This window comes from Sphingomonas sp. HT-1 (genome assembly GCF_048568905.1).
Classification (GTDB): domain Bacteria; phylum Pseudomonadota; class Alphaproteobacteria; order Sphingomonadales; family Sphingomonadaceae; genus Sphingomonas.
In genome coordinates, this window is sequence record NZ_CP183770.1 from 278827 (window position 1) to 303439 (window position 24613).

Sequence of the window (24613 nt, forward strand, 5' to 3'; positions counted from 1 at the left end):
AGCTCAGGCCGATCCGCGGACAATGAGTTCGGGCTGCATGGCGACGGATCCCACCGTCGCCCCGCTGATTCGAGCGAGCAGCAGTTCCACCATTAGGTCCGCCCCATAGGCTACGTCCTGCCGCACGGTGGTGAGCGGCGGCGAGGTGTGCGCGGCGAGGACGATATCGTCATACCCCACCACCGCCACGTCCGCCGGAATACGCAGCCCCAGATCGGATAAAGCCCGCATCGCGCTCATCGCGACAACGTCCGACGCGGCGAAGATGCCGTCAGGCGCGGGATGCGACTCCAGATAGTCGCGCATTTCGCGATAGGCGTCTTCCACCGTCAGATGCAGCGGCAGGATCGTTTCGGTGACATCGCCCGCCTCCTCCAGAACGGTGTGGAAGCCCCGATAGCGATCCGCGAATTCGGGCACGTCGGGAGAGCCGAGGAAGGCGAGGCGACGGCACCCTCGTTTCAGAAGGTGGCGGGCGACGAGTTCGCCGCCGGTTAAATTGTCCGTACCCACCGTAACCTGTTGCGAGCCCAAGCGCGCGGCCCCCCAGACCACCATCTGCGGATAGCGTTCGGCCGCGCGCTCGATTGCCTCGATCTCGTTCGACTGGCCGATCAGGATGATACCGTCCACCCGGCCGGCGGCGATAATGTCTTCCAGCCAGTCGGGCCCTTCCGGAACGACGCGCGACAACAGAAGATCATAGCTGCGCTTCGCCAGCGCATCGGCCAGTCCTCCAAGCAACCCCATGAAAAAGGGATCGGAAAGCGTCTGATCTCGCTCATGCCCAAGCGGCACGACGACCCCGATGGCGCCGGTGCGCTGCTTGCGAAGCGCACTTGCAGTCTGGTTAAGGCGGAATCCAAGCTCCTTGGCCAAATATAGTATTCGTTCTCGCGTGGCTTTCGCGACGCGCGGGTGATTAGATAGTGCACGGGAAGCGGTAGAAACCGATACGCCCGCTATTTTGGCAAGTTCGACAAGTCCCACCGGCTTCAATTGCGTTGCCCCCGCCTGAACATCCGTTGTCAACGGTGACAGTAGCGGTTTTCGGAAGATTGGAAACCCTTAACTGGGCCCAAAACGTTTGCTACAGCAGCGGTGGCTCCGAAAGTCCGTCCGCACCGGTTTCGATGCGGCCCGCCAGACGGCGGCGAAAGCAGGGTCGGGCGGGGTCGGCCAAGACGACATCGTACCAGCCGGCGCTGGCGGCGAGCGAGAAGCGCTTGCCCCCGCCGGGCCAGCTGCCGCCCGGAAACAAATCGGCATGGCGCGGCCATTCCAGCGTCCAGCCGCGAGGCGCGGTCACGGCGAGCTGCGGACGCAGCGCGCGCCGGGTCTGACGCCAAGTCGCCAACCCAAGGGAATCGCTGTCGCGCCCCACGAAGTGCCGGTGGAACCCGTTGGGTCCGTACAGCCACAGATCATAGGCGCCTTCGGCATCAAGCGCCCATTCGGCCTCCAATGCGCTACCTGCTACCAACGTGTAGCGGCGTGGAGGTCGATCGAGGTGGAGGCGGTCATAGACATGGAGCACCGCCGCAGCGCCTGCGCAGTGCATCTGCAGCCGGATGTGGCCGGCCTCGCCAGGCACATCCTGCACGTCGAGCGCATAGGGCAGCGCGCGCGAAAGGCGCACGCCCGGTTCCTGCCGGGGCAGGCCTGCGGAAGCAGGTGGCGCGGTCGGCTCCGGCTGGCCTTGCAGCGCCGCCGCGCGGCGGGCCGCCGGGCGCGGGTCGGGCAGCATCGGTAGGGCGGCTGTGGCGTTGGACTTGCGGAAGTCGAACGCGCTGGTCAGATCTCCGCATACCGCGCGACGCCAAGGGGAGATGTTCGGTTCGTACACGCCGAAACGTGCTTCGAGGAAGCGCAGGACCGAGCTATGGTCGAACAGCTGCGAATTGACCCAGCCGCCGCGGCTCCAGGGCGAGATGACATAGCAGGGCACACGTGGGCCCAGCCCATAGGCGCGGCCGATCAGCTCCGGCCGTTCCGATCCGGCATCTGCCGCGCTGGGCAGAAGATGATACTCGCCGCCGCAATCCACGAGCGAGGTGCCTGCAAAGCCGTTCGGCGCCTGCGGATCGCGGGACGGGGGGGCGGGGGGCGGCACATGGTCGAAAAAGCCGTCATTCTCATCGAACATCACGAGGAGCACGGTACGCGCCCAGACGGCTGGATCGGCGGTGAGCGCATCAATAACCGTGGCGGTATAGGCTGCACCTTGCGCCGGGCTCGACGGGCCAGGATGCTCACTGCCGGCGGCATCGGCGATAATCCAGGAAACCTGCGGCAGGCGACCGGCGACCACGTCCGCACGCAGGCGATCGAGTCCATGGGTGGTCAGTGCGCGCTGCCGCAATGGCGATTGCGGTGCCGCCTCGCGATAGGCGGCGAATCCGACAAGGGGGTTGTCGGTGAAATTATCCGCCATGTTCTGATAGATTCGCCAGTCGATCCCGGCTGCCTGCAGCCGCTCCGGATAGGTTGTCCAGCGATAGGGTTCCGGCCACCCCCCCTTTTCGGCCAACTCGTCATGCGAGTTGCCGATGGCGGGGCCGCCCTTTGCTCCGGCCGGATCGTTCGTGCCCGTCCACAGAAACAGGCGGTTGGTGTTAGTGCCGGTGTGCACCGAACAATGATAGGCGTCGCAAAGGGTGAAGGCTTCGGCGAGGGCGAACTGGAACGCCAGATCGTCTCGAGCATAGTGGCCCAAGGCGCGCTCCGTCTTCGCCGCCGCCCAGTGCGCCATGCGTCCTTCGTCCCAGGCAGCCTGTGCGTCGGGCCAGCTGTGCGGCGTACCGGCTACGCGCATCAGATCGAACTGCGCCGCGGTGGAAAGGTGGAATGGCGACACCCGCCGGCCATCGCCGGTGCGCTGCACCCAGACGGCATCGCCGCCGGGAAGGGGGATGGGCAGGGGATCACCGAAACCGCGCACCCCCTTCAGCGTGCCGAAATAGTGATCGAAGCTGCGATTTTCCTGCATCAGGATCACCACATGCGCGACATCGGCGATCGTACCGGTGCGTACGTCTGGAGCGATAGCGGCGGCACGGGCGACGCTGGAAAGCGCGGTGGCGGCGCTTGCCTCAACCCCCGTCTTCAGAAATCGCCTGCGCGTCGTTCCGTTCGTCATCCTGCTCTCTACCCGTGGCTGCGCGACAGCGGACTGCGCCGGTTAGGCGACAGCGCGATGACAGGTTGATTGACCGATAATCGGCGCGAAGCTAATTAAAGTTATACAAGATAGCTAATTTGGAGGGTGCTCAATGCGCGGGAACCAATCTGGCGCACGATGCGCGATGCTGCTGGGCAGTGCCGCCGCCACGATGATGGCAGGCAACGCCCTCGCGTCGGGGCGTATGCACAAGCCTGCGGCTGCGCAGGTGCTAGAGGCGCGCTGCGCGAGGCTTGCTGAAGCGGCGCTACGCGGCGCTCCCGTACAGGGGCTTGCGATCAGTGCCGCCCGTTGGCAGCGGGTCCAGGCCGGCGCAGCATCCCAACCGGCGCACTGCCTGATCGAGGGTCATTTCGGGGGGCATGTGGGGGTGATCGGCGGCCCTTATAGCATTGGCTTCCGAATGCGCCTTCCCGCGCAATGGAACCATCGATTCTTGTTTCAAGGCGGCGGGGGCAGCAACGGTGTAATTGGTGATGCCACAGGACCCAACGGGCCGGGCAACCGATCGGCCCTGGAGCGCGGCTATGCGGTTATCGCGCAGGACAGCGGACATGATAATGGCCGCAACGCCGTAGCCGATCATGGCGGAGTGCTGGCGTTCGGCTTCGATCCGCAAGCGCGGCGCAACTATGGCCACGCCAGCCTGAAGCCAACCAACGATCTGGCCCATCATCTGCTGCGCGCCTTTTACGGGCGCGATAGCGTCAACAGCTTCTTCTGGGGCTGTTCGAAGGGGGGGCAGGAGGGGATGGCGTTCGTGCAGCGCTACCCCGAGGCGTTCGACGGCATCGTCGCCGCTGCACCGGGCTTCGCCCTGCCACGCGCGGCGTTGGCCGAGGCTTGGGACACGCAGGCAATCGCATCAATCCTACGCGCCCGGGGCGAAGCGCCGACGCTCGCCGGTCTGAAGATGGCACTGAGCGCGCCATCGCTGGCGTTGGTGCGCGATGTGGTACTGGCGACCTGTGACGCCGACGACGGCGCGGTGGATGGGATGATCACCGCAATTGGCCGATGCACCGCCGAACGCGTGGTGCCGGCGTTGCGCCAGCGTAGCTGCACCGCCGGCGCAAGTGGGCATTGTCTCGACGAACCGATAATCAATGCCTTGGCACGCATCATGGGCGGTGTACGCACCGCTGCGGGGAAGAATCTGTACGCGCCCTTCCCTTGGGATAGCGGCATCGCCGAGCCCGGCTGGCGCGTGTGGAAGGCGGGGCTGGAGAACGGCCCGCCGGCGCTGAACGTGCTGCTGGGAGCCGGCTCACTCGCGTCCGTGTTCACCACGGCGCCCACGCCTCTGCCCGGAGACCCGGAGAAGATGCTCGCCTGGCAACTTAGCTTCGACTTTGAGCGGGACGCGGAGAGGATCAACGCCATCGCCGCGCCGTTCACAACGTCGGCGTGGCAGGACGTGGGGATGCAGGACACCGATCTTTCTCGGTTCCGCGCGCGGGGTGGCAAGCTGATCGTGCCGCACGGGATGAGCGATCCGGTATTTTCCGCTTATGACACCATCCAGTGGTGGAATGCCGTCGATCGTCGAATGGGCGGGCAGGCGGCGCGCTTCGTTCGGGTCTTTCCGGTGCCGGGAATGAACCATTGCGCCGGCGGCCCCGCGACTGACCGCTTCGACAGCTTGGCCGCGCTAGAGCGCTGGGTGATCGAAAACAAGGCGCCCGACAGCATCGCCGCAACCGCAGGGCCGGAGACCCCCTGGCCGGGGCGCAAGCGGCCGCTATGTCCCTATCCCAGCGTAGCGCTACCTACTGGCGGTAGCTTCAGCTGCGGAAGGCTGAAAGCTGAGGGGGGGCGGGTTTAGGGGGAGGGGTAAAGATATCGTCAAGCGCCGCTTCGTGCGCGCCGGTTTCGTAGCCGTGTGCGCTGCGCCATCCCGCGTCGAAGCAGGTGGAGGCGTAGCGGCGTCCATCGTCGCACAGCAGCGTGACGATCGACCCCGCCTGGCCCGCCGCCCGCATCTCCCGGATCAACGCCGCGCATGCCCAGATGTTGGTGCCGGTAGAAACGCCGCAGGGCCGGCCGAGGATGCGGCTGATGCGGAGCGCCGCGGCAAGGCTGGCCGCATCGGGCACCGCGATCATCCGATCGATTACGTCGGGCAGGAAGGAGGGTTCCAGCTGCAGACGGCCGATCCCTTCGACGCAGGAAGGAGCGCCCGCGACTTCGGTGACGGCCCGATCCGCATGGTGGCGGTGGAATACCGATGCCTCGGGATCGGCGACGCACAGCTGGGTCGGCAGCCGGCGATAGCGGATATAGCGGCCGATCGTCGCGGAGGTACCGCCGGTGCCCGCACCGCAGACGATATGACGCGGCACGGGATATTCCTCCTGTGCCATCTGATCGAAGATGGATTGGGCGATGTTGTTGTTGCCGCGCCAGTCGGTCGCGCGCTCGGCATAGGTAAACTGGTCCATGAAATGACCGCCGAGCGCCTGCGCCAGACGCTGCGCCTCGCTTCGCACCGAGCGCGGATCATCGACCTGATGGCAGCTGCCCCCATGGAATTCGATCGCGGCAATCTTTTCGGGCGAGGTGCCCCGCGGCAGCACTGCCACGAAGGGCAGCCCGATCATCCGCGCGAAATAGGATTCGGAGACCGCCGTCGATCCGCTGGAGGCTTCGACAATCGTCGTCGTCGGGCCGATCCAGCCATTGCACAGCGCGTACAGGAACAGCGACCGGCCGAGGCGATGCTTGAGGCTGCCGGTGGGATGGCTTGACTCATCTTTCAAATACAACGTGATGCCCGGCGCGCCCGGCAGCTCGACACGCACCAGATGGGTGTCGGCCGAACGAGTGAATTCCGCATCGATCATGCGGACGGCCTGGTCGACCCAAGCGCGATCGGTTTCAGCGGCAGCGGCGCGAGCGTTGTGATCTAGCATCGCAGGCGCCATAGCGAGGCGGGGACCCGTTCGTCGACTCCGGTCGAACCGGGCAGGCGCGTTTCCGCGCAGACGGCGACGTCAGCGCGCGGCGAGCGACAGGGCGCTGCCCAGCCGGCCTGCGGCCGGTGCGCGGCTTCGCGACGGAACCGCCTCGCGCGACCCGCGCATCAGCCGCACCGCGCCACCGCGCCATTCCAGCACCCCATCGCGCCGCATCGCCTGTAGGGTGCGGTTCACATGCACGCTGGTGAGCCCCAGTGCATCCGCCAGCGTTTCCTGCGTCAGCGGCATGGCGAAGCTATCCGGACCGGCCAGACCGGCGAGCGACAGTCGCTCGTGCATTTCGTACAGCCAGTCGAGGATGCGCTCATAGGCGCTCATGCGACCCAATCGCGCGATCTGTCGCAGCAGATAGGTCTCGGAAAGCGCGGCGCTGATCGCATAGGCTTCCTTCAGCCCTGCGGATGGAGGTGCCGGCGCAGGGCAAAGCAGCGTTTCGCTGAGCGCCGTAATGGTGGTGGCAGCGATCGGCTCGGCATGCGCCGGCTCCGGGATCAAGTCGCCTGGGAGGAGAAAACTGAGAACCTGTCGACGACCGTCGCTGAATAGCCGGGTCCGCCCCAGCCAGCCATCGAGCACCAGAAACTGCCCGCCGATACGCTGGCCCTCAACCACCAGATCGCGCATTGCCGAAATCGTCTGCGGCGCCTCGGCGGCCGTGCGCAGAAGGTTCCGATCTTGATCGGCAAGTTGCGCCAGCGACCCTAGTCGTCGGGAGACGGACGTGTGCGTTGCGGGAAGCGTGCGAGTCAACATAGCTGTCTGGCAACGCGTCGCCGCCCGGAAGGTTCAACGGCAAATTATTGAGTGCAAACGTTATTCCGAGAAAGCACTCGCTGGCAGGCCGAGCGTGCATCGTACGCCGCCCGGCAGCAACGCGAATGTGCACACCGATCCCAGCTGTCTCGGCAAGATATCCTGTATAAACGTCTGGCCAAAACCCTTTCGCCGCGCGTCCAGCGGCGCGAGTATGGGAACAGCCTCCTCGCGCCATGTAAGCGTCAGCCCGTCGCCCTGCAGTGTCCAGCCGATGTGCAACCGCGCGGTGCCGCGAAGAGATCCGAGCATTCCGAACTTGATCGAATTGGTCGTCAATTCGTGCAGCGCCAGGCTGATAAATCTGCCTGTATCGGGGCGCAGGCGGACCGGCGAACCCTCCACGGCGATGTTGGTGGCGTAGCCGAATTCAAAGGCCCGCAGTTCCTCGCGAACCAGTACCTCCAGTTCCAGACCCGAGGTCCAGCGGATCAGCGAATCGCACACTGAAAGCGCGCTCATCCGTCCGCGCAGATGCGCGTCGCGACCATAGGGTTCGTCGTCATTGGCTGCGTCATCGGCTGCCGCCTGCACCAGGTCTTGCAGATAGGTTGCAACGCAAGCCGCCTCATCGGCCGGCAGTGCACCGTGAACAAGCGAAGCGAAATGCTGATCCGTTATTCGCCTGTTCACGCAACACCCGCTCTTCCACTGCATCCAATGCCGTGTAGGGGCGCCGCGTCCCGAAGGCGGGGATCGGGCAGGCGAGACGCGGCTGTGTTGGCATAGCCGTTCTCGCTGCCGTCGGAACGATGGCCAAAGGGTCAGGTGGCCGCCCGTCTCCGCTATTCTGCGGCGACCTGCAGCGCTGCGCCCGCAGTCAGGCGCGTGCCCAGTTCGCGGGCGAACCAGGCGCAGGTGCGCTCCAGTCCCTCTGCCAGCGCCACCTGCGGCGTCCAGCCCAGCACTTCCTGCGCGCGGGCGATATCCGGCTTGCGTCGGCGGGGATCGTCGGTGGGAAGCGGATGATGTTCGATCGACGCATCGGTGCCGGTAAGCGCCGCAATGCGATCGGCAAGTTCGCCGACGGTAATTTCGTAAGGATTTCCGAGGTTTATCGGATCCATTCCACTAATATCGCTATTCATTAGCAGGATAAGGCCGCGCACCAGATCGTCGACATAGCAGAAGCTGCGGGTCTGGCTGCCGTCGCCATATAGGGTCAGCGGCTTGCCCGAAAGCGCCTGCACGATGAGGTTGGATACCACGCGGCCGTCATCGAACAGCATGTGCGGGCCATAGGTGTTGAAAATGCGCGCGACGCGAACCTCGGCTCGGCCGGTGCGGCAGAAATCATACGTCAGCGCCTCCGCGGCGCGCTTGCCCTCGTCATAGCAGGCGCGCGGGCCGGTGCAGCTGACCCACCCGCGATAGCTCTCGCGCTGCGGGTGCATCTCGGGATCGCCATAGACTTCCGAGGTGGAGGTAAGCAGGAAGCGCGCGCCCGCTTCGGACGCGAGCCGCAGCAGGCGATCGGTGCCGACGACATTCGTTAGCATCGTGTGTTCGGGATCCACCTGATATTGCGGCGGCGAGGCGGCGCAGGCGAGATTGTAGACCTGCTTGAAGCGATGCGCTCGCGCCAGGATCGACGCCGGCAACGCCTCGACAATGTCGCCGCGGACGAACTCAAAGCCAGGGCGTCCTTCAAGGGCGTGCAGGTTCGACAGATTCGAGGTCTGCAGATTGTCTAGGCACACCACCTGTTCGCCGCGATCAAGCAGCTCTGCGCACAGATGCGACCCGATAAAGCCCGCGCCCCCGGCGACCAGGATCAGCGACGATTCTTCTTTGTTTTTCATGCGGGCATTCCTCTCCTGGCGCGTGCCGCGGGGCCGCGCTCTCGCTTCTGTCAGATAGGCTTCGAGCTCGGCGGCGCGGTGCGCGGCGTCATGCCCTTCGAACAGCCGCCGGCGTGCCGCCGTACCGATGGCTTCCGCATCGTCATGGAGCGCCGCGATGGCATCTTCCGTGCTGTCGGCCAGCAGGATTTCTTCTCCTGGAGCGAACAGGCTCTCGATGCCGGCCCAGCGATCCGAAAGGATCGGCGTGCCGCATGCCGCCGCTTCGAAAAGGCGCACCGAAGGCGACCAGCCCGCTGCGATCATGTCGGCGCGCGTGACGTTCAGCGTCATTCGAGAGGCGGAATAGAAGCCGGGATGCTCGGCGGGGGGAAGATGTTCGATCCGCTCGACATTGGCCGGCCAGTCGATGTCCGTCGGATATTGCGGGCCGGCAACGGCGAAGCGCTTTTCCGGGCAGCGACGGGCCGGCTCCAGCAGCAGCTTCTCCAGCGTCGGCTGGCGATCGGGACTATAGGTGCCGAGATAGGTGAGATCCCAGCGCTTGGGCACCTCCAATGGGCGATACGCATCGGTATCGACCGAGCAATAAAGCGCGCGGGCGGCCGGGCTACCCAGCTCGCGCTCGATCCTATCGAGGGTGGGGCCGCCGGTGAAGCTCAGATAGACGTCATAGCCGGGGATCAGCGCGGGCTTCAGATAGTCGAATTCCCCACGCGCCAGCTTGGCGAGCGTAACCGGCGTATCGATATCGTAGAAGGCGGTGACGCCTTGCGCCGTGCCCTGCACGAACTCGCCGACCGCCACGCCATCGGGCACATAGGAGCCGACGATCACTGCATCCGCCCCGGCGATCGCCTCGCGCCAGCGGTCCAGGTCCGCCAGCGTCTGATAATATTCGAGCCGGCAAAAATCGGGATCGACCAGATCGCGGTGCGCGCCGGCATACCAGGGCACCTCGCGTTCGAGGAACAGCACATCATGTCCCCGAGCGGCGAAGGCCCGCAGCAGCGCGCGGAAGGTGGTGGCGTGGCCGTTACCCCAGGAGGAGCCGAGGCTGAGGCCGAGGACAATCAGCTTCATGCGGCTTTCCTTTCGCGCGGGCGCTGGGATTTCAGAATCGCATCCACCTGCGCGCCGCGCAGATCGTAGCTATGCTCGGCCAGCACGCGTGTGCGGGCAGCCTCTCCGATCGAGCGGGCGCGCGCCGGCGTGAGCGCGGCGAGATGATCGGCCACGTCCTGTCCATCGCGGGCGACCAACACTTCGCTGTCCGGCTTCAGGAATAGCTCAATACCTTCCCACGCGTCGGTAATCAGGCACGCGGCGGCGCCGGCAGCTTCGAACACGCGGGTTGCGGGCGAGAAGCCGATCGCCGCCATCGAATCGCGCGCGACGTTGAGGACCGCCTGCGGCGTGCAGTTGAAGGCATTGTGGTCCGCCGTGCCGACATGGCCGATGGCGCGGACATTCTGCGGCATCCCCTTGTCGTGCCAGCCATTGCCGCCGAGCAGGAAGCGGCGATCGGGCGCCAGCGATGCAGCCCGCAGGAAGAATTCCTCGATCCGCGCCTCGCGATCGGGCAGCCGATTGGCGAGCAGCGCGAGATCGGCGTCGAAGCGCGAATCGGCGGGGGCGGGGTGGTGCGTCTCCGGATCAAGCGCATTGTACACCGGGATGCACTGGTTCGCGCCCATCGCGGTATAGGCGTTGATCACCGGCGGCCCGCCGCCATAGGTGAGGACGAGATCGATTTCCGGCAGCGCGGCGCGCACCGGATGGCTCGGGTCGGCCCGCATTTCGTCAAGCGTCGCGGCGGCATCGACATCCCAGAAGATGCGCAGCGCGTCGGCGCGGGGAGCGGTGCGGAGCGCTTCGATCAACTCGCGGTCGAACACGCCGACGCCGCTGGCCTTCACCACCACATCGGCCTTATGCGCTTCGGCCAGCACGCTGTGCAGACCCTCATCGGTTGCCGGATAGACGACCACCTTCGCCCAGGCGGGGGGGTCGATATCGCGGTGCTGCTGGCGCTCGAAGGCATCCGGTTCGTAGAAGGTGATGTCGTAGCCACGGGCGGCCAGCGCCTTGAGAATGCCGCGATAATAGGTCGCGGCGCCGTTCCAGTAGGAGGATAGCAGGCTGGATCCGTAGAATGCGATCTTCATGCGGCGTCCTTGGCAAGTTGGGGGCGGGCGAGACCGGCGACGATGGCGAGCAGTTCGTCGACGCGGTGCGCGCAGCTGTGGCGGGTGCGGATCGTCTCAAGGCCATGGGCGACCAGCGAGGCGCGGAGATCGGCATCGTCGCGGAGCGCCGTGAGGTGGCGGGTCATCTCGGCGCCGTCGCGGGCGACGAGATAGTCGGTGCCGGGGCGGAACAGATGCTCGGCATCCTCCCAAGGCGCCGAGACCAGCGGGATGCCGCAGGCCAGCGCCTCGAACACGCGGATGGTCGGGATGCCGGGGAGGATCGTCGCATAATAGCGGCGCGGCACATGCACGGTGGCGAGGTGCCGGGCCAAGATCTCGGGCGCGCGCGCATTGGGCGCCCAGCCATGGTAGCGCGCCCCGTGGCGGGCGAGCATGGCCTTGGCCTCGTCCGGATAGCGCACGCCGTAGATGTCGAGCGGCAGGTCGGCTTGCGCGGCAGGGCGGAAGAGGAACTGCTCCAGCTCCTCGGTCCGCTCGCCGTCGCCCCAGTTTCCGATCCAGACCAGGCCTTCGCGGCGGCCCTCTTCGGCCGGCGGCTGGAAGCGGCGAAGATCGGCGGCCTCGTGCCACACCCAGACGCGATTGCCCCAGCCCCAGCCGCGATAGACCTCGGCTAGGGTGTCGCCAAAGGCGAGCACGCCGTCATAGTCGTTCAGGTCATAAGCCTGCATCGCCGCCGGTTCGCTGACGGCGCGGTGATGGGTATCGTGGAAGAGCAGCGCGAAGCGGCCGCCCATGGCCCGGGCATGACCGATGCGGGCAACCAATTTGGGATCATTCCATTCGTGAACGATCACCAGATCGGCGTCTTCGATCATCTGCGACGGGCTGCACATCGAGGTGTAGGTGCAGGATTCCAGCTCGGGATAGGCGGTACGATAAGGCGCAAGCCCGTCCTCGCCGTGATCGGCCAGCAGGTTGGCGAGGCTCCAGGCGCCCTCCGGCTCCCACACCTTCACCTCATGGCCGCGCGCGATCAGCTCGCTGAGTATGCCGCGCAGGAAATGCGCGTTGCCATGGTTCCAGCATGAGGCGAGCGAATGGGTGAAATAGACGATCTTCATGCCGCGACCTTTCCGGCGGGCGCTCGCTCGCTGAGGAGCTGGCGGTAGAGGATGAGCATGGCGTCGGCCATGCGGGCAGGCGTGTAGCGCAGCGCGCGCTCGGCGGCGGCGTCGCCCAGCTGGCCGCGCAGGGGCAGATCGCCGATCAATTGCTCGATCGCGGCACGATAGGCATCGGCCTCGCACGGGGGGACGAACAGCGCCGCGCCGTCCCACAGCTCGCGGAACACGGGGATGTCGGCCAGCACCAGCGCACAGCCGGCCGCAGCGGCTTCCAGTACGGCGAGCCCGAACGGTTCGAAGCATGCGGCGGACACGAAGATCGGCCGCGCCGCCAGTCGCCGCGCCAGGGCGTCGCTGTCCAGCTGGCCGAGCAGGTGCATGTTCGTCAGCCGCACGGTTTCGCCGTGCGGGCCGCGGGCGGCACCGGCGGCGTGGAAGGGGACAGTGAGCGCGCCGGCTACCTCGTCGAGCAGCTCGGCACCCTTCACCGAATCCCACAGCCGGCCGACCGTGAGCACGCAATCCTGCGCCGGCTGCTGCTTCGGCGTCACCAGCGGCGAGCGGCCATTGTGCACCACGGTGGGCGTTTGCCGCAGACCGTAATGCCGGCCGACGAACCGCGCATAGCCCGCGGAGGGCGCGACGACCCGGTCGGCAGCGTGCAGCCCTTCCTTGGTCAGCGCGCGGTGCCAACGAAAACCCCGGTCGAGCGGCGTACCCGGCCGTGCATGATGCCACCAGGTGGAGACACAGCCATGGGTGACCGCCAGCACCGGCACGCCGGGGGGCGCGGCGGCAGCCAAAGTGGGCATGTTGAGCTGAACCACGTCAACGGCATAGCTGCGAGAGAGGCGACTGATCTCAGCGCCGGCGGCAAGCACCGGGGCGGGGCCGTCACTCAGCCAGTCGAGCGGGAGATCGGTCTCGACGAAGATCGTGCCCGCGATCGCACTGGCCTCCGCTCGCTGCATGTCACTGGGCGGTGGGCCCATCTGCACCAGCACGATTTCGACACCCTGGGCGCTCAATGCAATCGCGAGGTCGATACTATACTGCCACACGCCGCCGATCGTGTCGGTGGTCAGCAGCACGCGCATCCCGGTCACAAGGCCATCGCCTCGGCGGTTTCACGGCGAGGCGCGCGGGGCAAGGTGAGGCCGCGTTCCTCGCCCAGCCAGCGGGCCAGTGCGGTCACGCCATCCTGCCAGTGGGTGGGTGTGCCGAGTTCCAGCGTCTCCCGCGCCTTGCGGGTATCGGCTACGAAGAAGCGCTGATCGCCCGCCCGCCAATCGTCGAAATGCAGGTCGAGCGGGCGCCCGGTGATCGCCGATACATGATCAAGCAGCGTGCGCAGGCTTACTGCATTGGCGGGACCGCCGCCGAGGTTGAACGCCTGGCCCGCGATCCGATCGATCCGCCGCCACGCCGCAAGATACGCATCCACGGCGTCGGACACGTCGAGGATGTCGCGCACCTGGTGGCCGTCACCATAGAGAGTGATCGGCGAGCCTTCGAGTGCGCGAATCAGGAAATGGGCGACCCAGCCCTGATCCTCGGTTCCCATCTGGCGCTGGCCGTAGATGCAGCTCATCCGCAGCACCGCGGCGCGCAGGCCGTAGCTGCGGGCATAATCGAGCACATATTGATCGGCAGCGCCCTTCGAGCATCCATAAGGCGTGTGGAAATCGAGCGGACGGCCTTCGCCGATGCCGTGTGCCCGCACTGCCGGGTCGGTCGGCTGGTAGCCATTCTCGCCGAGATCGAAATCGAGATCGGCCAGATCGCCATAGACCTTGTTGGTCGAGGCGAAGATCACAGCGGGCGGGATTGCCGCCGTTCGAGCGGCTTCGAGCAGCGCGAAGGTGGAGGCGATGTTCACTTCGAAATCGCTGGTGGGATCAGTCAGGCTGGTCGTCACCGCCACCTGCGCCGCGAAGTGGAAGACCGCGCGGGCGGAGCGCACTGCTTCCACCAGCGTGGCTGTCTCGCGAATGTCGGCGATCAGCGGCCGGATGCGGTCGCCGTGGCGCGCTTGCAGCCAGGCAAGGTTGCGCTCCACACCCGGGCGGCGCAGCGCGTCGTAGATCACCACCGTCTCACCCTGCCGCGCGAGCCGATCGGCGAGGTTCGATCCGATGAAGCCGGCGCCGCCGGTAATCAGGATCGGGCGTTCGTCGCCGCCGTTCATGCGACCAGACCCCGCTTTTCGAGCTCTGCCCGCGCCTGGGCCACGCGGTCTTCGGCGGTCTGCTGCTGCACCCAGTCGGCGAGCTCGGCGAGCCCGACTTCGAAATCCTGCCGCGCTTCGAACCCAAGCTTGTCGCGCGCGAGACTGGTGTCGCAGAAACAGTGGCGGATGTCGCCAACGCGGGCCTTTCCGACGATTTCCGGCGCTGCATCGTTGCGACCCATGGCGCGGGCAAGCGCTTCCGCGACTTGGGTTACCGAGCGATCGTCGCCAGATCCGATATTGAAAGTCTGCCCGGCAGCCTGCGGCAACGTCAGCGCCTCGGCGAAGGCGCGGGCGACGTCGCTGACATGCACGAAGTCGCGACGCTGCTCGCCATCCTCGAAGATCATCGGGCGCTGGCCGTTGAGCAGCCGCGAGGCGAAGATCGCCAGCACGCCGGTATACGGGTTCGAGAGCGCCTGGCCGGGACCATAGACGTTGAACAGCCGCAGGCACGTCGTCTCGATGCCATAGGGCGCGCCCATGATGTGGGTGGTGCGTTCCTGCACATATTTGTTGAGCGCGTAGATCGAGGCGAGGCTCGGGCGCTTCCATTCGGGGGTGGCGACCGGTTCGAGCGGGCGGTCCTGGGAATCGAGCGGGTTCCACTGCTGCTGACCGTCGCGGACGATGCCGCGCTCTGCATTCTCGACGAGCGCGCCGTCTGCATCGCGATACAGGCCTTCGCCATAGATGCTCATCGAGGAAGCGGTAACGACGCGGCGTACGGGCTTGTCGATCAGGCGCTCGAACAACACGGCCGTGCCGACATCGTTGGCGGAGGTGTAGCGTTCGACTTCGTACATCGACTGGCCGACGCCAACTTCAGCCGCGAGGTGAATCACGCTGTCCACGCCGTCCAGGGCACGCGCCACTGCATCGCCATCGCGCACATCGGCGCGGATAAGTTCGACTTCCTGATCAAGTGCTTCGGGCCGCTCGCGGTCACCGTGCACCTGTTCCAGCATCGAATCGAGTACACGCACCGTGTGGCCCCGGCGGAGGAGTTCAGCCGAAACCTGACAACCGATGAACCCCGCACCGCCCGTAACGAGCACCTTTTCTGCCATGTCGACGCTTTCCTGCCTTGAAAACTAACCTGAGTAAGTCGTGACAGAGATGTGACTTGCTAGTGGGTCCATCTGTCATCGAAACAAACAGCTTCTTCTTCATCTTGTTCCTCCTGATTGTTACGTAACGACAAAAATACATATCACTGAATATGTGAAGATAATTTAAGTTAAGTGGAACTATTCGGTTTCGGCAGTCGTTACGGAAGCATCTAAGTTGATGCTGATAGGCTGCAAACCTGCTGATGACTGCAAAAGTACATTTGATCCGACACGGCGCGCACGACGATGTCGGCCATGTGCTGAGCGGTCGAAGCGCGCGATCACCGCTTTCCGCTGTGGGGCAGGCGCAGGCGCAGTGGCTTGCCGCCCATTTTGCCCGTGAGGCATCGATTGACGCGATCCACTGCAGCCCGCGTGAACGGACCCGCGCGACGGCGGATATCATCGCTGCGCGCGTCGGTGCCGATGTGCAGGTGGTGGAAGCGCTGGACGAAATCGATTTCGGTGAATGGACCGGTCGCAGCTTCGATACGCTGGAGCAGGATCCAGCCTGGCACGAATGGAACTGCAATCGCGCCGGCGCTCGGCCGCCCCACGGGGAAGGGATGGCGGATGCTACCGCGCGCGCCGTGGGGCATATCGATGCGCTGGTGCGGGGTGGCTGGGGTGGCACGCTCCTCTGTGTCAGCCACTGCGACATCATTCGGGGCGTCGTCGCCCATTATCTCGGGCTGGGCCTTGATCGCCTGCTCGCCTTCGACGTGGATCCCGGATCGGTCAGCACGCTGCTGATCGGCGGCTGGGGTTCGCGCCTGCTCAAGCTCAATGGGGGACAGGAATGAGAAACCTAGCAGCCGCGCGGCCCGCGCCGGCGGAAGACCTGCGCGCGCGCATCGATGCGCTGGGGCCGTGGTTCCAGAACATCCGCATCGATGGAGTGGAGACGGCGCCGGACCATTTCCTCGGCGATTATCCCGCCTTCAAGTTCGCGCGCTTCGCCGGTGCGCTGCCGGAGGATCTGGAAGGGCGCTCGGTCCTCGATATCGGCTGCAATGCGGGCTTCTATTCGTTCGAGATGAAGCGGCGCGGGGCGGGCGAGGTGCTCGGCATCGACAGCGACGAGCGCTATCTGGCGCAGGCGCGCTTCGCGGCCGAGGCGCTCGGCTACGACGATGTCCGCTTCGATAACCGCTCGGTCTATGACGTGGCCGCGCTCGGACGGCGGTTCGACATCGTGATCTTCATGGGCGTGCTCTATCACCTGCGCCATCCCTTGCTGGCGCTGGACCTGATCCGCGAACATGTCGCGGGCGAGTATATGCTGTTCCAGACGATGCAGCAGGGGTCGGACGCGATCGCCGAGGTGCCGGAGGATCATCCCTTCCACATGCCCGGCACCTTCGATCCGCCGCATTATTTCAACGATCCCGGCTATCCCAAGCTGCACTTCATCGAGCGGCAGTTCGCAAACGACTGGACCAACTGGTGGGCACCCAACGCGGCGGCCAGCCAGGCCATGCTGCGCGCGGCAGGCTTCACGATCGAGGCGAACCCGGAGTCCGAAGTCTATTGGTGCCGCGTCGCCGACGTGCCCTATGCGGAATACGGCCCCGCCGCGGTCTATCCGGCCAAGGGAGGCGCCGCATGATCGAAGCGGCGATGCTCTGGAACGAGCCCAACAACAAGTCGCACTGGGATCCCGCGATCGATCCCGATTGGTCGATGTTCGCGGAGCATGTGATCGCGGCCGGGAACGCGATCCGCGCGGTGAACCCCACGCTGCCCCGCGTGCTCGGCGGCATGTCGCCGATCGACCCGCACTGGTTGCGGCGAATGGAAGCGCATGGCGCGCTCGATGCCGTCGACGTGGTGGCCGTGCATGGCTTTCCGCTCGACTGGAACCTGTGGCCGCTCTCCGCCTGGCCGGACAAGATCGCCGAGATCCAGGCCGTCACAGACAAGCCGGTCTGGGTCACCGAGGTGGGCGTCAGCTCGTTCGGCGCCGAGGAAGTACAGGAATTCGGCCTGCGCCGCACTGTAGAGCTGCTGCGTGGGCGTGCCGAGCGCGTCTTCTGGTACTCGCTGTTCGACCTGCCGACCAGCTGGGGCGCCGAGACCCGCCACCGCGAGGCGGAAGGCTCCTCCTATTACCGCCATTTCTACCTCGGCCTGATCCGCGAGGACGGCACGCCGAAGCCTGCGCTCGACGTCTATGCGGAGCATGCCGCCGACGTGGGGCTGATGCAGTGGTTCCATTTCCACGATCCGCGGCTGGACGAGGCGGTGGCGTGGATGAAGCGGCTCGGCACGCGGCGCATCCGCACCGGGCTCAGCTGGGCGGACAGCTTCCGCGAAAATGCGCTCGACTGGTTCGATCGGCAGATGGAAGCGCTGGCGGATTTCGACGTCACCGTCACCTTCTGTTTCACGCCCGAGCATCTCGGCATCGCGCCGCACCACACCAGCCCGGCGCGCGATCCGCAGGCCTTTGCCGATTTCTGCGGCTGGATGATCGATCGCTATGCCGGCACCGCCACCGTGGCGGCGCCCGCCGCGCCCGTGATGCTGGCCACCAGCCAGCCCGAGCTCAACCCTTTGCTGTTCAACCGCGACGAGCGTCTCGCCGCCGAGAGGAGGTCCGCCTGATGCTGTCCCCAGACCGCCATGCCATTAATGTCGCGCTCGTGGGTGTCGGCAATTGTTCCAGCTCGCTCGTCCAGGGAATCGAGCATTACCGCGCGGGTGCCAACGACATGGTCGGGCTGATGCACCCGGAGCTGGGCGGCTATGCCCCCAGCGACATCCGGGTCGTCGCCGCCTGGGATGTGGACAGCCGAAAGGTGGGGCAGGATGTCGCCGAGGCGATCTTCGCCAAGCCCAACTGCACCGCGGTGTTCTGCGAGGAAGTGCGGCACACCGGTGCAAAGGTCCGGATGGGCAAGGTGCTGGACGGCGTCGCCGATCACATGGCTAACTATGCGCCGGAGCGTACCTTCCTGCTCGGGGATGGCGCGGAGCCGAGCAAGGCCGAGGTGGTCCAGGCACTGCGCGATACCAACACGCATGTGCTGATGAACTATCTGCCGGTTGGCTCGCAGGCGGCAACCGAATTCTACGCCGAATGCGCGCTCGAAGCCGGGGTGGCGTTCGTCAACAACATCCCGGTGTTCATCGCCAGCAATCCCGAATGGGCGGCGCGGTTCGAAGCGGCGGGCGTGCCGATCATCGGCGACGACATCAAGGCCCAGCTGGGGGCGACGATTGTCCACCGCGTGCTAACCGACCTGTTCCGCAAGCGCGGCGTCAAGCTGGAGCGGACCTACCAGCTCAACACCGGCGGCAACACCGACTTCCTCAACATGCTCAACCGCACCCGGCTGGCATCGAAGAAGGAATCGAAGACCGAGGCGGTGCAGTCGGTCGCCGAGAGCCGGCTGGAGGACGAGAACATCCATGTCGGCCCCAGCGACTATGTCGCGTGGCAGAACGACAACAAGATCTGCTTCCTGCGCATGGAAGGGCAGATGTTCGGTGGGGTGCCGATGAACCTCGAGCTCCGCCTCTCGGTGGAGGACAGCCCCAACAGCGCGGGCGTGGCGATCGACATGATCCGCTGCGCCAAGCTGGCGCGCGACCGGGGGCTGGCGGGGGCGATCCTTCCGGCCTCGGCATGGTTCTGCAAGCACCCGCCCCAGCAGATGACCGACGATGCTGCATATGAGGCGGTGGAAGCATTCATCGCGGGGAAGTGAGGGTGGCGGGCACCCAAATTCCTCCCCGGAACGGGGAGGAATGGAAGGACTCAGTCGATCCCCTTTTCCTTGCGGCTTTCGTCCAGCGCGTCGAGCACCTGGACGGGTTCCACATCGGCGTGGATTTCCGCGAACTCGGGATCGTCGGCGCGGATGTCGAGCCGGTCGGCAATGCGCTCGACCAGTCCGGCGAGCTTGGTCAGCTCATGCTCGGTGAGCAGGCCGACATGCAGATCGAGGTCGGCGCGGCGGTCCGCGACGGTGGCCATGCGGTTCTGGCTGATCAGCACGAAGGTGGAGAGGAAGATCGCTTCCACCGAGGCGACCATCGCCAGCGCAACGAAGGTGGGATCGAAGCGCGGTACGATCGGCAGCACACCGAGATTGACGGAAATCCAGACTCCGAAGAGGACCAGATGCAGCACCACGAACGTCATCGATCCCGTGAAGCGGGTGATCCGATCCGCCACCTTGTCACTGAGCGGTGCGCGCTCGGCATCCTCGCGCTGCCGCGCCGTGAGGTCTTCGATGTTCTGGCGGAGCGTGGCGCCCATGCCCTGGCGTGGTTCGATCATCGACCCCCAACATCGGGTGAAATCAATTGGTTGCACGGAGAGGGCGCATGATGCGCGCGGCGATCCTCGAAGGGCCGGAGCAGTTCCGGATCGAAACCGCGACGCTGCCCGCGCCCGGCCCGGGCGAGGTGCGCATCCGGCTGGAAGGCTGCGGCGTGTGCGCCTCCAATGTCGAGCCGTGGCAGGGCCAGCCCTGGAGCCAGTTCCCCGGCGAGCCCGGCGGGCTCGGCCATGAGGGCTGGGGCGAGATCGACGTGGTGGGCGAGGGCGTCGAAGGGCTGATGCCGGGCGATCGCGTGGCATCGCTCTCCTTCCGCAGCTTCGCCGACTATGACGTCGCCAAGGCCGACATGGTGGTGAAGCTGCCCGACAGCCTCTCCGGCCAGCCCTTTCCCGGCGAACCCTTGGGCTGCGCGTTCAACATCTTCCGTCGCAGCGACATCCGCGAAGGCCAGACGGTGGCGATCATCGGCATCGGCTTTCTCGGCGCGGTGCTCACCAGGCTGGCCAGCGACGCCGGCGCGCGGGTGATCGCGATCTCGCGGAGGCAGGAGTCGCTCGATCTCGCCCGGCACTATGGCGCGGTCGAGACGATCCCGATGCACGATCACTATGCGATCATCGATGCGGTCAAGGCGCTGACCGAAGAGGCGATGTGCGCGCGGGTGATCGAGGCGGTCGGCAAGCAATGGCCGCTCGATCTGGCCGGGGAACTGGTCGGGTTCGGTGGCAAGCTGGTGGTGGCCGGCTATCACCAGGACGGGCCGCGCCAGGTGAACATGCAGGGCTGGAACTGGAAGGGCATCGACGTGATCAACGCCCATGAGCGCGACCCCGCGGTGCAGATGCAGGGGCTGCGCGAGGCGGTCGACGCGGTGGCGAGCGGGCGGCTGGACCCGTCCCCGCTCTACACGCATCGCTATGCGCTGGAGGAACTCGGCGAGGCGCTGGCGGCGACGCGCGACAAGCCCGAGCATTTCGTCAAGGCGCTGGTCATGTTCCGATGAAGCCCAGGGTAGGATTTCTCGGCACCGGCTGGATCGGTCGCCACCGCATGGAAGCGATGCTCGCCACCGGCGCGATCGAGGCTGCGGCGTTCGCCGATCCCTCGGCGGAATGCGCCGATCAGGCGCGGGCGCTGGCGCCAGACGCGCGGGCGGTCGACGGGCTGGAGGCGATGCTGGGGCTCGGCCTCGACGGCATCGTCATCGCCACGCCCAGCGCGATGCACGCGGAGCAGAGCATTCGCGCACTGGAAGCCGGCGCCGCGGTGTTCTGCCAGAAGCCGGTGGGTCGCACCGCCGCCGAAGTGGACGCGGTGATCGCCGCCGCCCGCACGGCGGACCGGCTCCTGGGCGTTGATCTGTCCTATCGCCATACCGAAGGCATGCGGGCCATCGCGGCGCTGGTGCGGAGCGGGGCGCTCGGCCATGTCTTCGCGGTCGATCTGGTGTTTCACAACGCGTATGGGCCGGACAAGCCATGGTTCTATGACCCCGCACAATCGGGCGGCGGCTGCGTGATTGATCTGGGCGTGCACCTGGTCGACCTCGCGCTGTGGACCTTGGGCTTTCCCGCGGTGGAGGGCGTTACAGCGTCCCTGCGGGCGAAGGGGCAGCCGCTGGGCCACGATCAGGTCGAAGACTATGCCACCGCAGCGTTCCGCGCCGGGGATACCGATGTGCGGCTCGCCTGTTCGTGGCGAGTGCATGCGGGGACCGATGCCGAGATTTCGGCGGTGTTCTACGGCACTGAAGGCGGTGCGGCGCTGCGCAATACGGGCGGCAGCTTCTACGACTTCGTCGCAGAGCGCTTCACCGGCACGTCGAAAGCAGCGCTGGCGAGCCCGCCCGATGCATGGGGCGCCCGCGCCGCTGCCACCTGGGCGGAGCAGTTGGCACGATCATCGCGCTTCGACGTGGAAGCGGAGTATTTCGCCCGTTCCGCCGCCGTGCTGGACCGCATCTACGGACGATAGTCACTAATCCTCCGGTTGCGGAGGCAACACGGGTGGAGCGGGCAGGCGCACCAGAGTCGTGATGCGCTCGGCCGCTCCTAACCTGCGTCAATTTCGGACAAAAATTGCAACCCCTCGCCCTGCCGGTGGTTCTCTCTGCACTTCCTCCCCAGAGTGCAGGAGATTGGATCATGGCCACGCCAAACGAGCCCGAGGTGCGCGACGAGCAGCGCCACCCCGGCTCGACCGAAACCAACCCCGCCGGGACGTCGACGCCAGCGCCCGCGGAGGGCGCCGACGACACGCCCGAACGCATGCCCGGATCGCCCCGAGGCTGAGGCCCGCCAGCAGGAGCACAGACATGGCCGACACGATGAACCGCGCGTCGCAAGACGACGCGCCGCTGAGTACTGCCAACAACGAACGCCAGGCGATCGACGAAGCGACCGATAGCCTGATCGTGCAGCGCGGCGACAGGCTTGTCGCACGCGCCGTTACAATCAATCGGTCCCGCGACGAATGCTATGCCTTCTGGCGCGACTTTTCGAACTTGCCGCCGATCCTGGACAACGTCGTACGGATCGACGTGCTCGACCGCGAGCGCAGCCACTGGGTGGTGAAGGCGCCGGGCGGCGGCACGGTGGAATGGGATTCGCGCATCACCGAGGATCGCGAGGGCGAACTGATCGCCTGGGCTTCCGAAGACGGTGCCGACATCGCCAATAGCGGCCGCATCGAGTTTCGCGACGCCGGCAATCGCGGCACCGTTGTCGTGGCGACGATCAACTATGCGCAGCCCTATGGTACGCTGGGCCGCATCATCTCGCGCATCTTCCAACGCGAACCGAAGATGCAGGCGCAGCGTGACCTGCGGCGCTTCAAGCAGCTGATGGAAACCGGCGAAGTCGCGACATCGTCGCGCACCCACAAGCAACTCGAAGAGGAGCGGAGCTGATGCGCGCACTCACCTGGCACGGCAAGCATGACGTTCGCGTCGACACGGTCGATGATCCCGAAATTCTCAACCCGCGCGACGCGATCATCAAGATCACGTCGACCGCGATCTGCGGCTCCGACCTCCACCTCTATGACGGCTTCATCCCGACGATGATGGCCGGCGACATCCTCGGCCATGAGTTCATGGGCGAGGTGGTGGAAACCGGCGCCAAATCGACCTTGAAGAAGGGGCAGCGCGTGGTGGTGCCGTTCACCATCTCCTGCGGCTCCTGCTATCATTGCGGCAAGCACCAGTACTCCGCCTGCGAGAACGGGCTGCCCGCCGACAACCAGGACCTCGGGCAGGAAATGTACGGCCAGCCGATGGGCGCCTTGTTCGGCTACAGCCACCTCACCGGCGGCCATGCCGGCGGCCAGGCCGAATATGTCCGCGTGCCGTTCAGCGATGTCGGTCCGATCGTGATCCCGGACGGGATCGAGGACGACAAGGTGCTGTTCCTCTCCGATATCCTGCCCACCGGCTGGATGGCGGCGGAAAATGCCGAGATCGAGCCGGGCGATACCGTTGCAGTGTGGGGCTGCGGTCCGGTCGGCCTGTTCGCGGTGCAGTCGGCCTTCCTGATGGGCGCCGAGCGCGTCATCGCGATCGACCATTTCCCGCGTCGCCTCGAACTCGCCCGCCGCTTCGGCGCGGAGACGATCAACTTCGAGGAGACCGACACGGCGGCCGCGCTGTTCGAGATGACCGGTGGCATCGGGCCCGATGCGGTGATCGACAGCGTGGGCCTGGAGGCGCACGGCTTCTTCGTCGACAACGTGCTCGACCAGATCAAGAAGTCGACCTTCCTCGGTACCGATCGCATCCACTCGATCCGCCAGGCGATCCTCGCCTGCCGCAAGGGCGGGCGCGTCTCGATGCCGGCGGTCTATGGCGGCTTCGTCGACAAGTTCCCGCTCGGCGCGCTGATGGAGAAGGGGCTGACGCTGAAGACCGGCCAGACCCATGTCCAGCACTATATGCCTGCGCTGCTCAACGCGATCATGGAAGACAAGATCGATACGACCTTCCTGATCAGCCACACGCTGCCGCTGGAGCAGGCGCCCGAGGGCTACAAGATGTTCCACGACAACCAAAACGAAGTGACCAAGGTCGTGCTGAAGCCCGGCATGGCGCTGGCGGCCGAATAAGGAGGCGCGGAAAATGGCGAACAAATTTGCGATCGTGACCGGTGCCTCAACCGGCATCGGCCTGGAACTCGCGCGGCTCGCGGCGCGCGACGGCTATGACCTGCTGGTGGTAGCCGACACCCCGCTGGTCGACGCCGCCGCCGCGCTGAAGGGCGAGGGCGTCGACGTCCAGTCGGTGGAGACCGACCTTTCCACCATCGAAGGCGTCGACCGGCTGCTGTCGGCAGCTGGCGGGCGGCGGGTCGATCTGCTCTGCGCCAATGCCGGTCACGGCCTGGGCGGCGGCTTCCTCGATCAGGACGTCGCCGAATGGCGACACGTGATCGACACCAACGTTACCGGAACCGTCTATCTGCTGCAGAAAGTGCTGCGGCAGATGCGCGATGCAGGGGAAGGCAAGGTGCTGATCACCGGATCGATCGCGGGCTGGATCCCGGGCAGCTTCCAGGCGGTGTATAACGGCACCAAGGCGTTCGTGGATAATTTCGCCGCAGCGATCCGCAACGAGCTGAAGGACGTGAAGGGCATCACCATCACGACGTTGCTGCCGGGCCCGGTTGAGACCGAGTTCTTCGAGCGCGCCGGCATGATGGACACCAAGGTTGGCCAGAGCGAGAGCAAGTCCGATCCCGCCGATGTCGCCAAGGATGGCTGGACGGCGCTGATGAAGGGGACGGACAACATCGTCTCGGGCATCTCGAACAAGCTGCAGGTGGCCGGCGCCGGCGTGCTGCCGCAATCGGTAACCGCCGAGCAGCACCGCAAGATCGCCGAGCCCGGCAGCGGCGAATAACCAGCATGCATTCCCCTCCCGCTTGCGGGAGGGG

23 protein-coding genes are annotated in these 24613 nt (G+C 66.0%); 11 read left to right on the forward strand and 12 right to left on the reverse strand.

Annotated elements, in window-relative coordinates; genetic code table 11:
- Window positions 1–3 precede the first annotated feature (3 nt).
- Both ACNFJ7_RS01395 and ACNFJ7_RS01400 read right to left on the reverse strand, forming a co-directional pair.
- Window positions 4–990 carry a LacI family DNA-binding transcriptional regulator gene (locus ACNFJ7_RS01395; RefSeq protein WP_026009255.1) on the reverse strand — a complete coding sequence of 329 codons (987 nt, stop codon included), beginning with the start codon at window positions 988–990 and terminating at the stop codon, window positions 4–6.
- Window positions 991–1090: 100 nt separating this feature from the next.
- Window positions 1091–3139: a phosphocholine-specific phospholipase C gene (locus ACNFJ7_RS01400; RefSeq protein WP_019370244.1), complete on the reverse strand. Its 2049-nt coding sequence runs from the start codon at window positions 3137–3139 to the stop codon at window positions 1091–1093.
- Between the two features lie 133 nt (window positions 3140–3272).
- Between ACNFJ7_RS01400 and ACNFJ7_RS01405 the strand changes: the two genes are divergently transcribed.
- Window positions 3273–5006 (forward strand): tannase/feruloyl esterase family alpha/beta hydrolase, encoded by a 1734-nt coding sequence (locus ACNFJ7_RS01405; protein WP_236704434.1) that lies wholly within the window; start codon window positions 3273–3275, stop codon window positions 5004–5006.
- Here the strand turns inward: ACNFJ7_RS01405 and ACNFJ7_RS01410 are convergent.
- The 9 genes from ACNFJ7_RS01410 to ACNFJ7_RS01450 form a co-directional block, all read right to left on the reverse strand.
- A complete protein-coding gene (locus ACNFJ7_RS01410; RefSeq protein WP_201785385.1) occupies window positions 4966–6093 on the reverse strand; it encodes a PLP-dependent cysteine synthase family protein in 1128 nt (375 codons plus the stop codon). The two genes, ACNFJ7_RS01405 and ACNFJ7_RS01410, sit on opposite strands and share 41 nt — an antisense overlap.
- A gap of 81 nt (window positions 6094–6174) precedes the next feature.
- The gene (locus ACNFJ7_RS01415) at window positions 6175–6912 is read right to left on the reverse strand and encodes a Crp/Fnr family transcriptional regulator (RefSeq protein ID WP_152997779.1); all 738 of its coding nucleotides are present in this window, start codon (window positions 6910–6912) and stop codon (window positions 6175–6177) included.
- Between the two features lie 60 nt (window positions 6913–6972).
- The gene (locus ACNFJ7_RS01420; protein ID WP_019370248.1) at window positions 6973–7605 is read right to left on the reverse strand and encodes a hypothetical protein; all 633 of its coding nucleotides are present in this window, start codon (window positions 7603–7605) and stop codon (window positions 6973–6975) included.
- 152 nt (window positions 7606–7757) lie between these two features.
- Window positions 7758–9857 (reverse strand): bifunctional glycosyltransferase/UDP-glucuronate decarboxylase, encoded by a 2100-nt coding sequence (locus tag ACNFJ7_RS01425; protein ID WP_019370249.1) that lies wholly within the window; start codon window positions 9855–9857, stop codon window positions 7758–7760.
- Window positions 9854–10942: a CgeB family protein gene (locus ACNFJ7_RS01430; RefSeq protein ID WP_019370250.1), complete on the reverse strand. Its 1089-nt coding sequence runs from the start codon at window positions 10940–10942 to the stop codon at window positions 9854–9856. Before ACNFJ7_RS01430 ends, ACNFJ7_RS01425 begins: the two co-directional genes overlap by 4 nt.
- Entirely contained in the window at window positions 10939–12051 is a 1113-nt protein-coding gene (locus ACNFJ7_RS01435; protein ID WP_019370251.1) for a CgeB family protein, read from the reverse strand. Before ACNFJ7_RS01435 ends, ACNFJ7_RS01430 begins: the two co-directional genes overlap by 4 nt.
- On the reverse strand, window positions 12048–13151 hold the full coding sequence (locus ACNFJ7_RS01440; protein ID WP_019370252.1) for a glycosyltransferase family 4 protein: 1104 nt from the start codon (window positions 13149–13151) through the stop codon (window positions 12048–12050). The genes ACNFJ7_RS01435 and ACNFJ7_RS01440 overlap by 4 nt, the downstream gene beginning before the upstream one ends.
- A gap of 5 nt (window positions 13152–13156) precedes the next feature.
- Complete coding sequence (locus ACNFJ7_RS01445; RefSeq protein WP_019370253.1) at window positions 13157–14242, reverse strand: NAD-dependent epimerase/dehydratase family protein; 1086 nt, start codon at window positions 14240–14242, stop codon at window positions 13157–13159.
- Entirely contained in the window at window positions 14239–15354 is a 1116-nt protein-coding gene (locus ACNFJ7_RS01450; protein WP_019370254.1) for an NAD-dependent epimerase/dehydratase family protein, read from the reverse strand. Before ACNFJ7_RS01450 ends, ACNFJ7_RS01445 begins: the two co-directional genes overlap by 4 nt.
- A 245-nt stretch (window positions 15355–15599) precedes the next feature.
- Here ACNFJ7_RS01450 and ACNFJ7_RS01455 point away from each other — a divergent pair, with 245 nt between their 5' ends.
- Genes ACNFJ7_RS01455 through ACNFJ7_RS01470 form a run of 4 tightly spaced genes read left to right on the forward strand, consistent with a single transcriptional unit; the run spans window position 15600 to window position 19109 of the window.
- The gene (locus tag ACNFJ7_RS01455) at window positions 15600–16199 is read left to right on the forward strand and encodes a histidine phosphatase family protein (protein ID WP_019370255.1); all 600 of its coding nucleotides are present in this window, start codon (window positions 15600–15602) and stop codon (window positions 16197–16199) included.
- Window positions 16196–17005 carry a TIGR04290 family methyltransferase gene (locus tag ACNFJ7_RS01460; RefSeq protein ID WP_019370256.1) on the forward strand — a complete coding sequence of 270 codons (810 nt, stop codon included), beginning with the start codon at window positions 16196–16198 and terminating at the stop codon, window positions 17003–17005. The genes ACNFJ7_RS01455 and ACNFJ7_RS01460 overlap by 4 nt, the downstream gene beginning before the upstream one ends.
- On the forward strand, window positions 17002–18003 hold the full coding sequence (locus tag ACNFJ7_RS01465) for a glycosyl hydrolase (protein WP_019370257.1): 1002 nt from the start codon (window positions 17002–17004) through the stop codon (window positions 18001–18003). Before ACNFJ7_RS01460 ends, ACNFJ7_RS01465 begins: the two co-directional genes overlap by 4 nt.
- Window positions 18003–19109, forward strand: coding sequence for an inositol-3-phosphate synthase (locus ACNFJ7_RS01470; protein WP_037513791.1), 1107 nt, complete (start codon window positions 18003–18005; stop codon window positions 19107–19109). Before ACNFJ7_RS01465 ends, ACNFJ7_RS01470 begins: the two co-directional genes overlap by 1 nt.
- A 50-nt stretch (window positions 19110–19159) precedes the next feature.
- On the opposite strand, the gene ACNFJ7_RS01475 is transcribed toward ACNFJ7_RS01470, so the two are convergent.
- The gene (locus tag ACNFJ7_RS01475; protein ID WP_019370259.1) at window positions 19160–19684 is read right to left on the reverse strand and encodes a DUF1003 domain-containing protein; all 525 of its coding nucleotides are present in this window, start codon (window positions 19682–19684) and stop codon (window positions 19160–19162) included.
- Window positions 19685–19731: 47 nt separating this feature from the next.
- On the opposite strand from ACNFJ7_RS01475, the gene ACNFJ7_RS01480 reads away from it, so the two are divergent.
- The 6 genes from ACNFJ7_RS01480 to ACNFJ7_RS01505 all read left to right on the forward strand — a co-directional run bounded on the left by ACNFJ7_RS01480 (window position 19732) and on the right by ACNFJ7_RS01505 (window position 24579).
- A complete protein-coding gene (locus ACNFJ7_RS01480) occupies window positions 19732–20691 on the forward strand; it encodes an MDR/zinc-dependent alcohol dehydrogenase-like family protein (protein WP_019370260.1) in 960 nt (319 codons plus the stop codon).
- Window positions 20688–21662 carry a Gfo/Idh/MocA family protein gene (locus ACNFJ7_RS01485; RefSeq protein ID WP_019370261.1) on the forward strand — a complete coding sequence of 325 codons (975 nt, stop codon included), beginning with the start codon at window positions 20688–20690 and terminating at the stop codon, window positions 21660–21662. The genes ACNFJ7_RS01480 and ACNFJ7_RS01485 overlap by 4 nt, the downstream gene beginning before the upstream one ends.
- Window positions 21663–21832: 170 nt before the next feature.
- Window positions 21833–21979, forward strand: coding sequence for a hypothetical protein (locus tag ACNFJ7_RS01490; protein WP_019370262.1), 147 nt, complete (start codon window positions 21833–21835; stop codon window positions 21977–21979).
- A 23-nt stretch (window positions 21980–22002) separates the two neighbouring features.
- The gene (locus ACNFJ7_RS01495; RefSeq protein WP_152997778.1) at window positions 22003–22596 is read left to right on the forward strand and encodes an SRPBCC family protein; all 594 of its coding nucleotides are present in this window, start codon (window positions 22003–22005) and stop codon (window positions 22594–22596) included.
- Entirely contained in the window at window positions 22596–23786 is a 1191-nt protein-coding gene (locus ACNFJ7_RS01500; protein ID WP_019370264.1) for a zinc-dependent alcohol dehydrogenase, read from the forward strand. The genes ACNFJ7_RS01495 and ACNFJ7_RS01500 overlap by 1 nt, the downstream gene beginning before the upstream one ends.
- Window positions 23787–23799: 13 nt before the next feature.
- On the forward strand, window positions 23800–24579 hold the full coding sequence (locus ACNFJ7_RS01505) for an SDR family NAD(P)-dependent oxidoreductase (protein WP_019370265.1): 780 nt from the start codon (window positions 23800–23802) through the stop codon (window positions 24577–24579).
- The last annotated feature ends 34 nt before the right edge of the window (window positions 24580–24613 follow it).

What these genes read in the sequence shown, in the direction of transcription:
- ACNFJ7_RS01400 (WP_019370244.1), bottom strand. Translation starts at nt 3,139, where the DNA reads ATGACGAACGGAACGACGCGCAGGCGATTTCTGAAGACGGGGGTTGAG.
- ACNFJ7_RS01405 (WP_236704434.1), top strand. Translation starts at nt 3,273, where the DNA reads ATGCGCGGGAACCAATCTGGCGCACGATGCGCGATGCTGCTGGGCAGT.
- ACNFJ7_RS01410 (WP_201785385.1), bottom strand. Translation starts at nt 6,093, where the DNA reads ATGCTAGATCACAACGCTCGCGCCGCTGCCGCTGAAACCGATCGCGCT.
- ACNFJ7_RS01415 (WP_152997779.1), bottom strand. Translation starts at nt 6,912, where the DNA reads ATGTTGACTCGCACGCTTCCCGCAACGCACACGTCCGTCTCCCGACGA.
- ACNFJ7_RS01425 (WP_019370249.1), bottom strand. Translation starts at nt 9,857, where the DNA reads ATGAAGCTGATTGTCCTCGGCCTCAGCCTCGGCTCCTCCTGGGGTAAC.
- ACNFJ7_RS01430 (WP_019370250.1), bottom strand. Translation starts at nt 10,942, where the DNA reads ATGAAGATCGCATTCTACGGATCCAGCCTGCTATCCTCCTACTGGAAC.
- ACNFJ7_RS01435 (WP_019370251.1), bottom strand. Translation starts at nt 12,051, where the DNA reads ATGAAGATCGTCTATTTCACCCATTCGCTCGCCTCATGCTGGAACCAT.
- ACNFJ7_RS01440 (WP_019370252.1), bottom strand. Translation starts at nt 13,151, where the DNA reads ATGCGCGTGCTGCTGACCACCGACACGATCGGCGGCGTGTGGCAGTAT.
- ACNFJ7_RS01445 (WP_019370253.1), bottom strand. Translation starts at nt 14,242, where the DNA reads ATGAACGGCGGCGACGAACGCCCGATCCTGATTACCGGCGGCGCCGGC.
- ACNFJ7_RS01450 (WP_019370254.1), bottom strand. Translation starts at nt 15,354, where the DNA reads ATGGCAGAAAAGGTGCTCGTTACGGGCGGTGCGGGGTTCATCGGTTGT.
- ACNFJ7_RS01455 (WP_019370255.1), top strand. Translation starts at nt 15,600, where the DNA reads ATGACTGCAAAAGTACATTTGATCCGACACGGCGCGCACGACGATGTC.
- ACNFJ7_RS01460 (WP_019370256.1), top strand. Translation starts at nt 16,196, where the DNA reads ATGAGAAACCTAGCAGCCGCGCGGCCCGCGCCGGCGGAAGACCTGCGC.
- ACNFJ7_RS01465 (WP_019370257.1), top strand. Translation starts at nt 17,002, where the DNA reads ATGATCGAAGCGGCGATGCTCTGGAACGAGCCCAACAACAAGTCGCAC.
- ACNFJ7_RS01470 (WP_037513791.1), top strand. Translation starts at nt 18,003, where the DNA reads ATGCTGTCCCCAGACCGCCATGCCATTAATGTCGCGCTCGTGGGTGTC.
- ACNFJ7_RS01475 (WP_019370259.1), bottom strand. Translation starts at nt 19,684, where the DNA reads ATGATCGAACCACGCCAGGGCATGGGCGCCACGCTCCGCCAGAACATC.
- ACNFJ7_RS01480 (WP_019370260.1), top strand. Translation starts at nt 19,732, where the DNA reads ATGATGCGCGCGGCGATCCTCGAAGGGCCGGAGCAGTTCCGGATCGAA.
- ACNFJ7_RS01485 (WP_019370261.1), top strand. Translation starts at nt 20,688, where the DNA reads ATGAAGCCCAGGGTAGGATTTCTCGGCACCGGCTGGATCGGTCGCCAC.
- ACNFJ7_RS01490 (WP_019370262.1), top strand. Translation starts at nt 21,833, where the DNA reads ATGGCCACGCCAAACGAGCCCGAGGTGCGCGACGAGCAGCGCCACCCC.
- ACNFJ7_RS01495 (WP_152997778.1), top strand. Translation starts at nt 22,003, where the DNA reads ATGGCCGACACGATGAACCGCGCGTCGCAAGACGACGCGCCGCTGAGT.
- ACNFJ7_RS01500 (WP_019370264.1), top strand. Translation starts at nt 22,596, where the DNA reads ATGCGCGCACTCACCTGGCACGGCAAGCATGACGTTCGCGTCGACACG.
- ACNFJ7_RS01505 (WP_019370265.1), top strand. Translation starts at nt 23,800, where the DNA reads ATGGCGAACAAATTTGCGATCGTGACCGGTGCCTCAACCGGCATCGGC.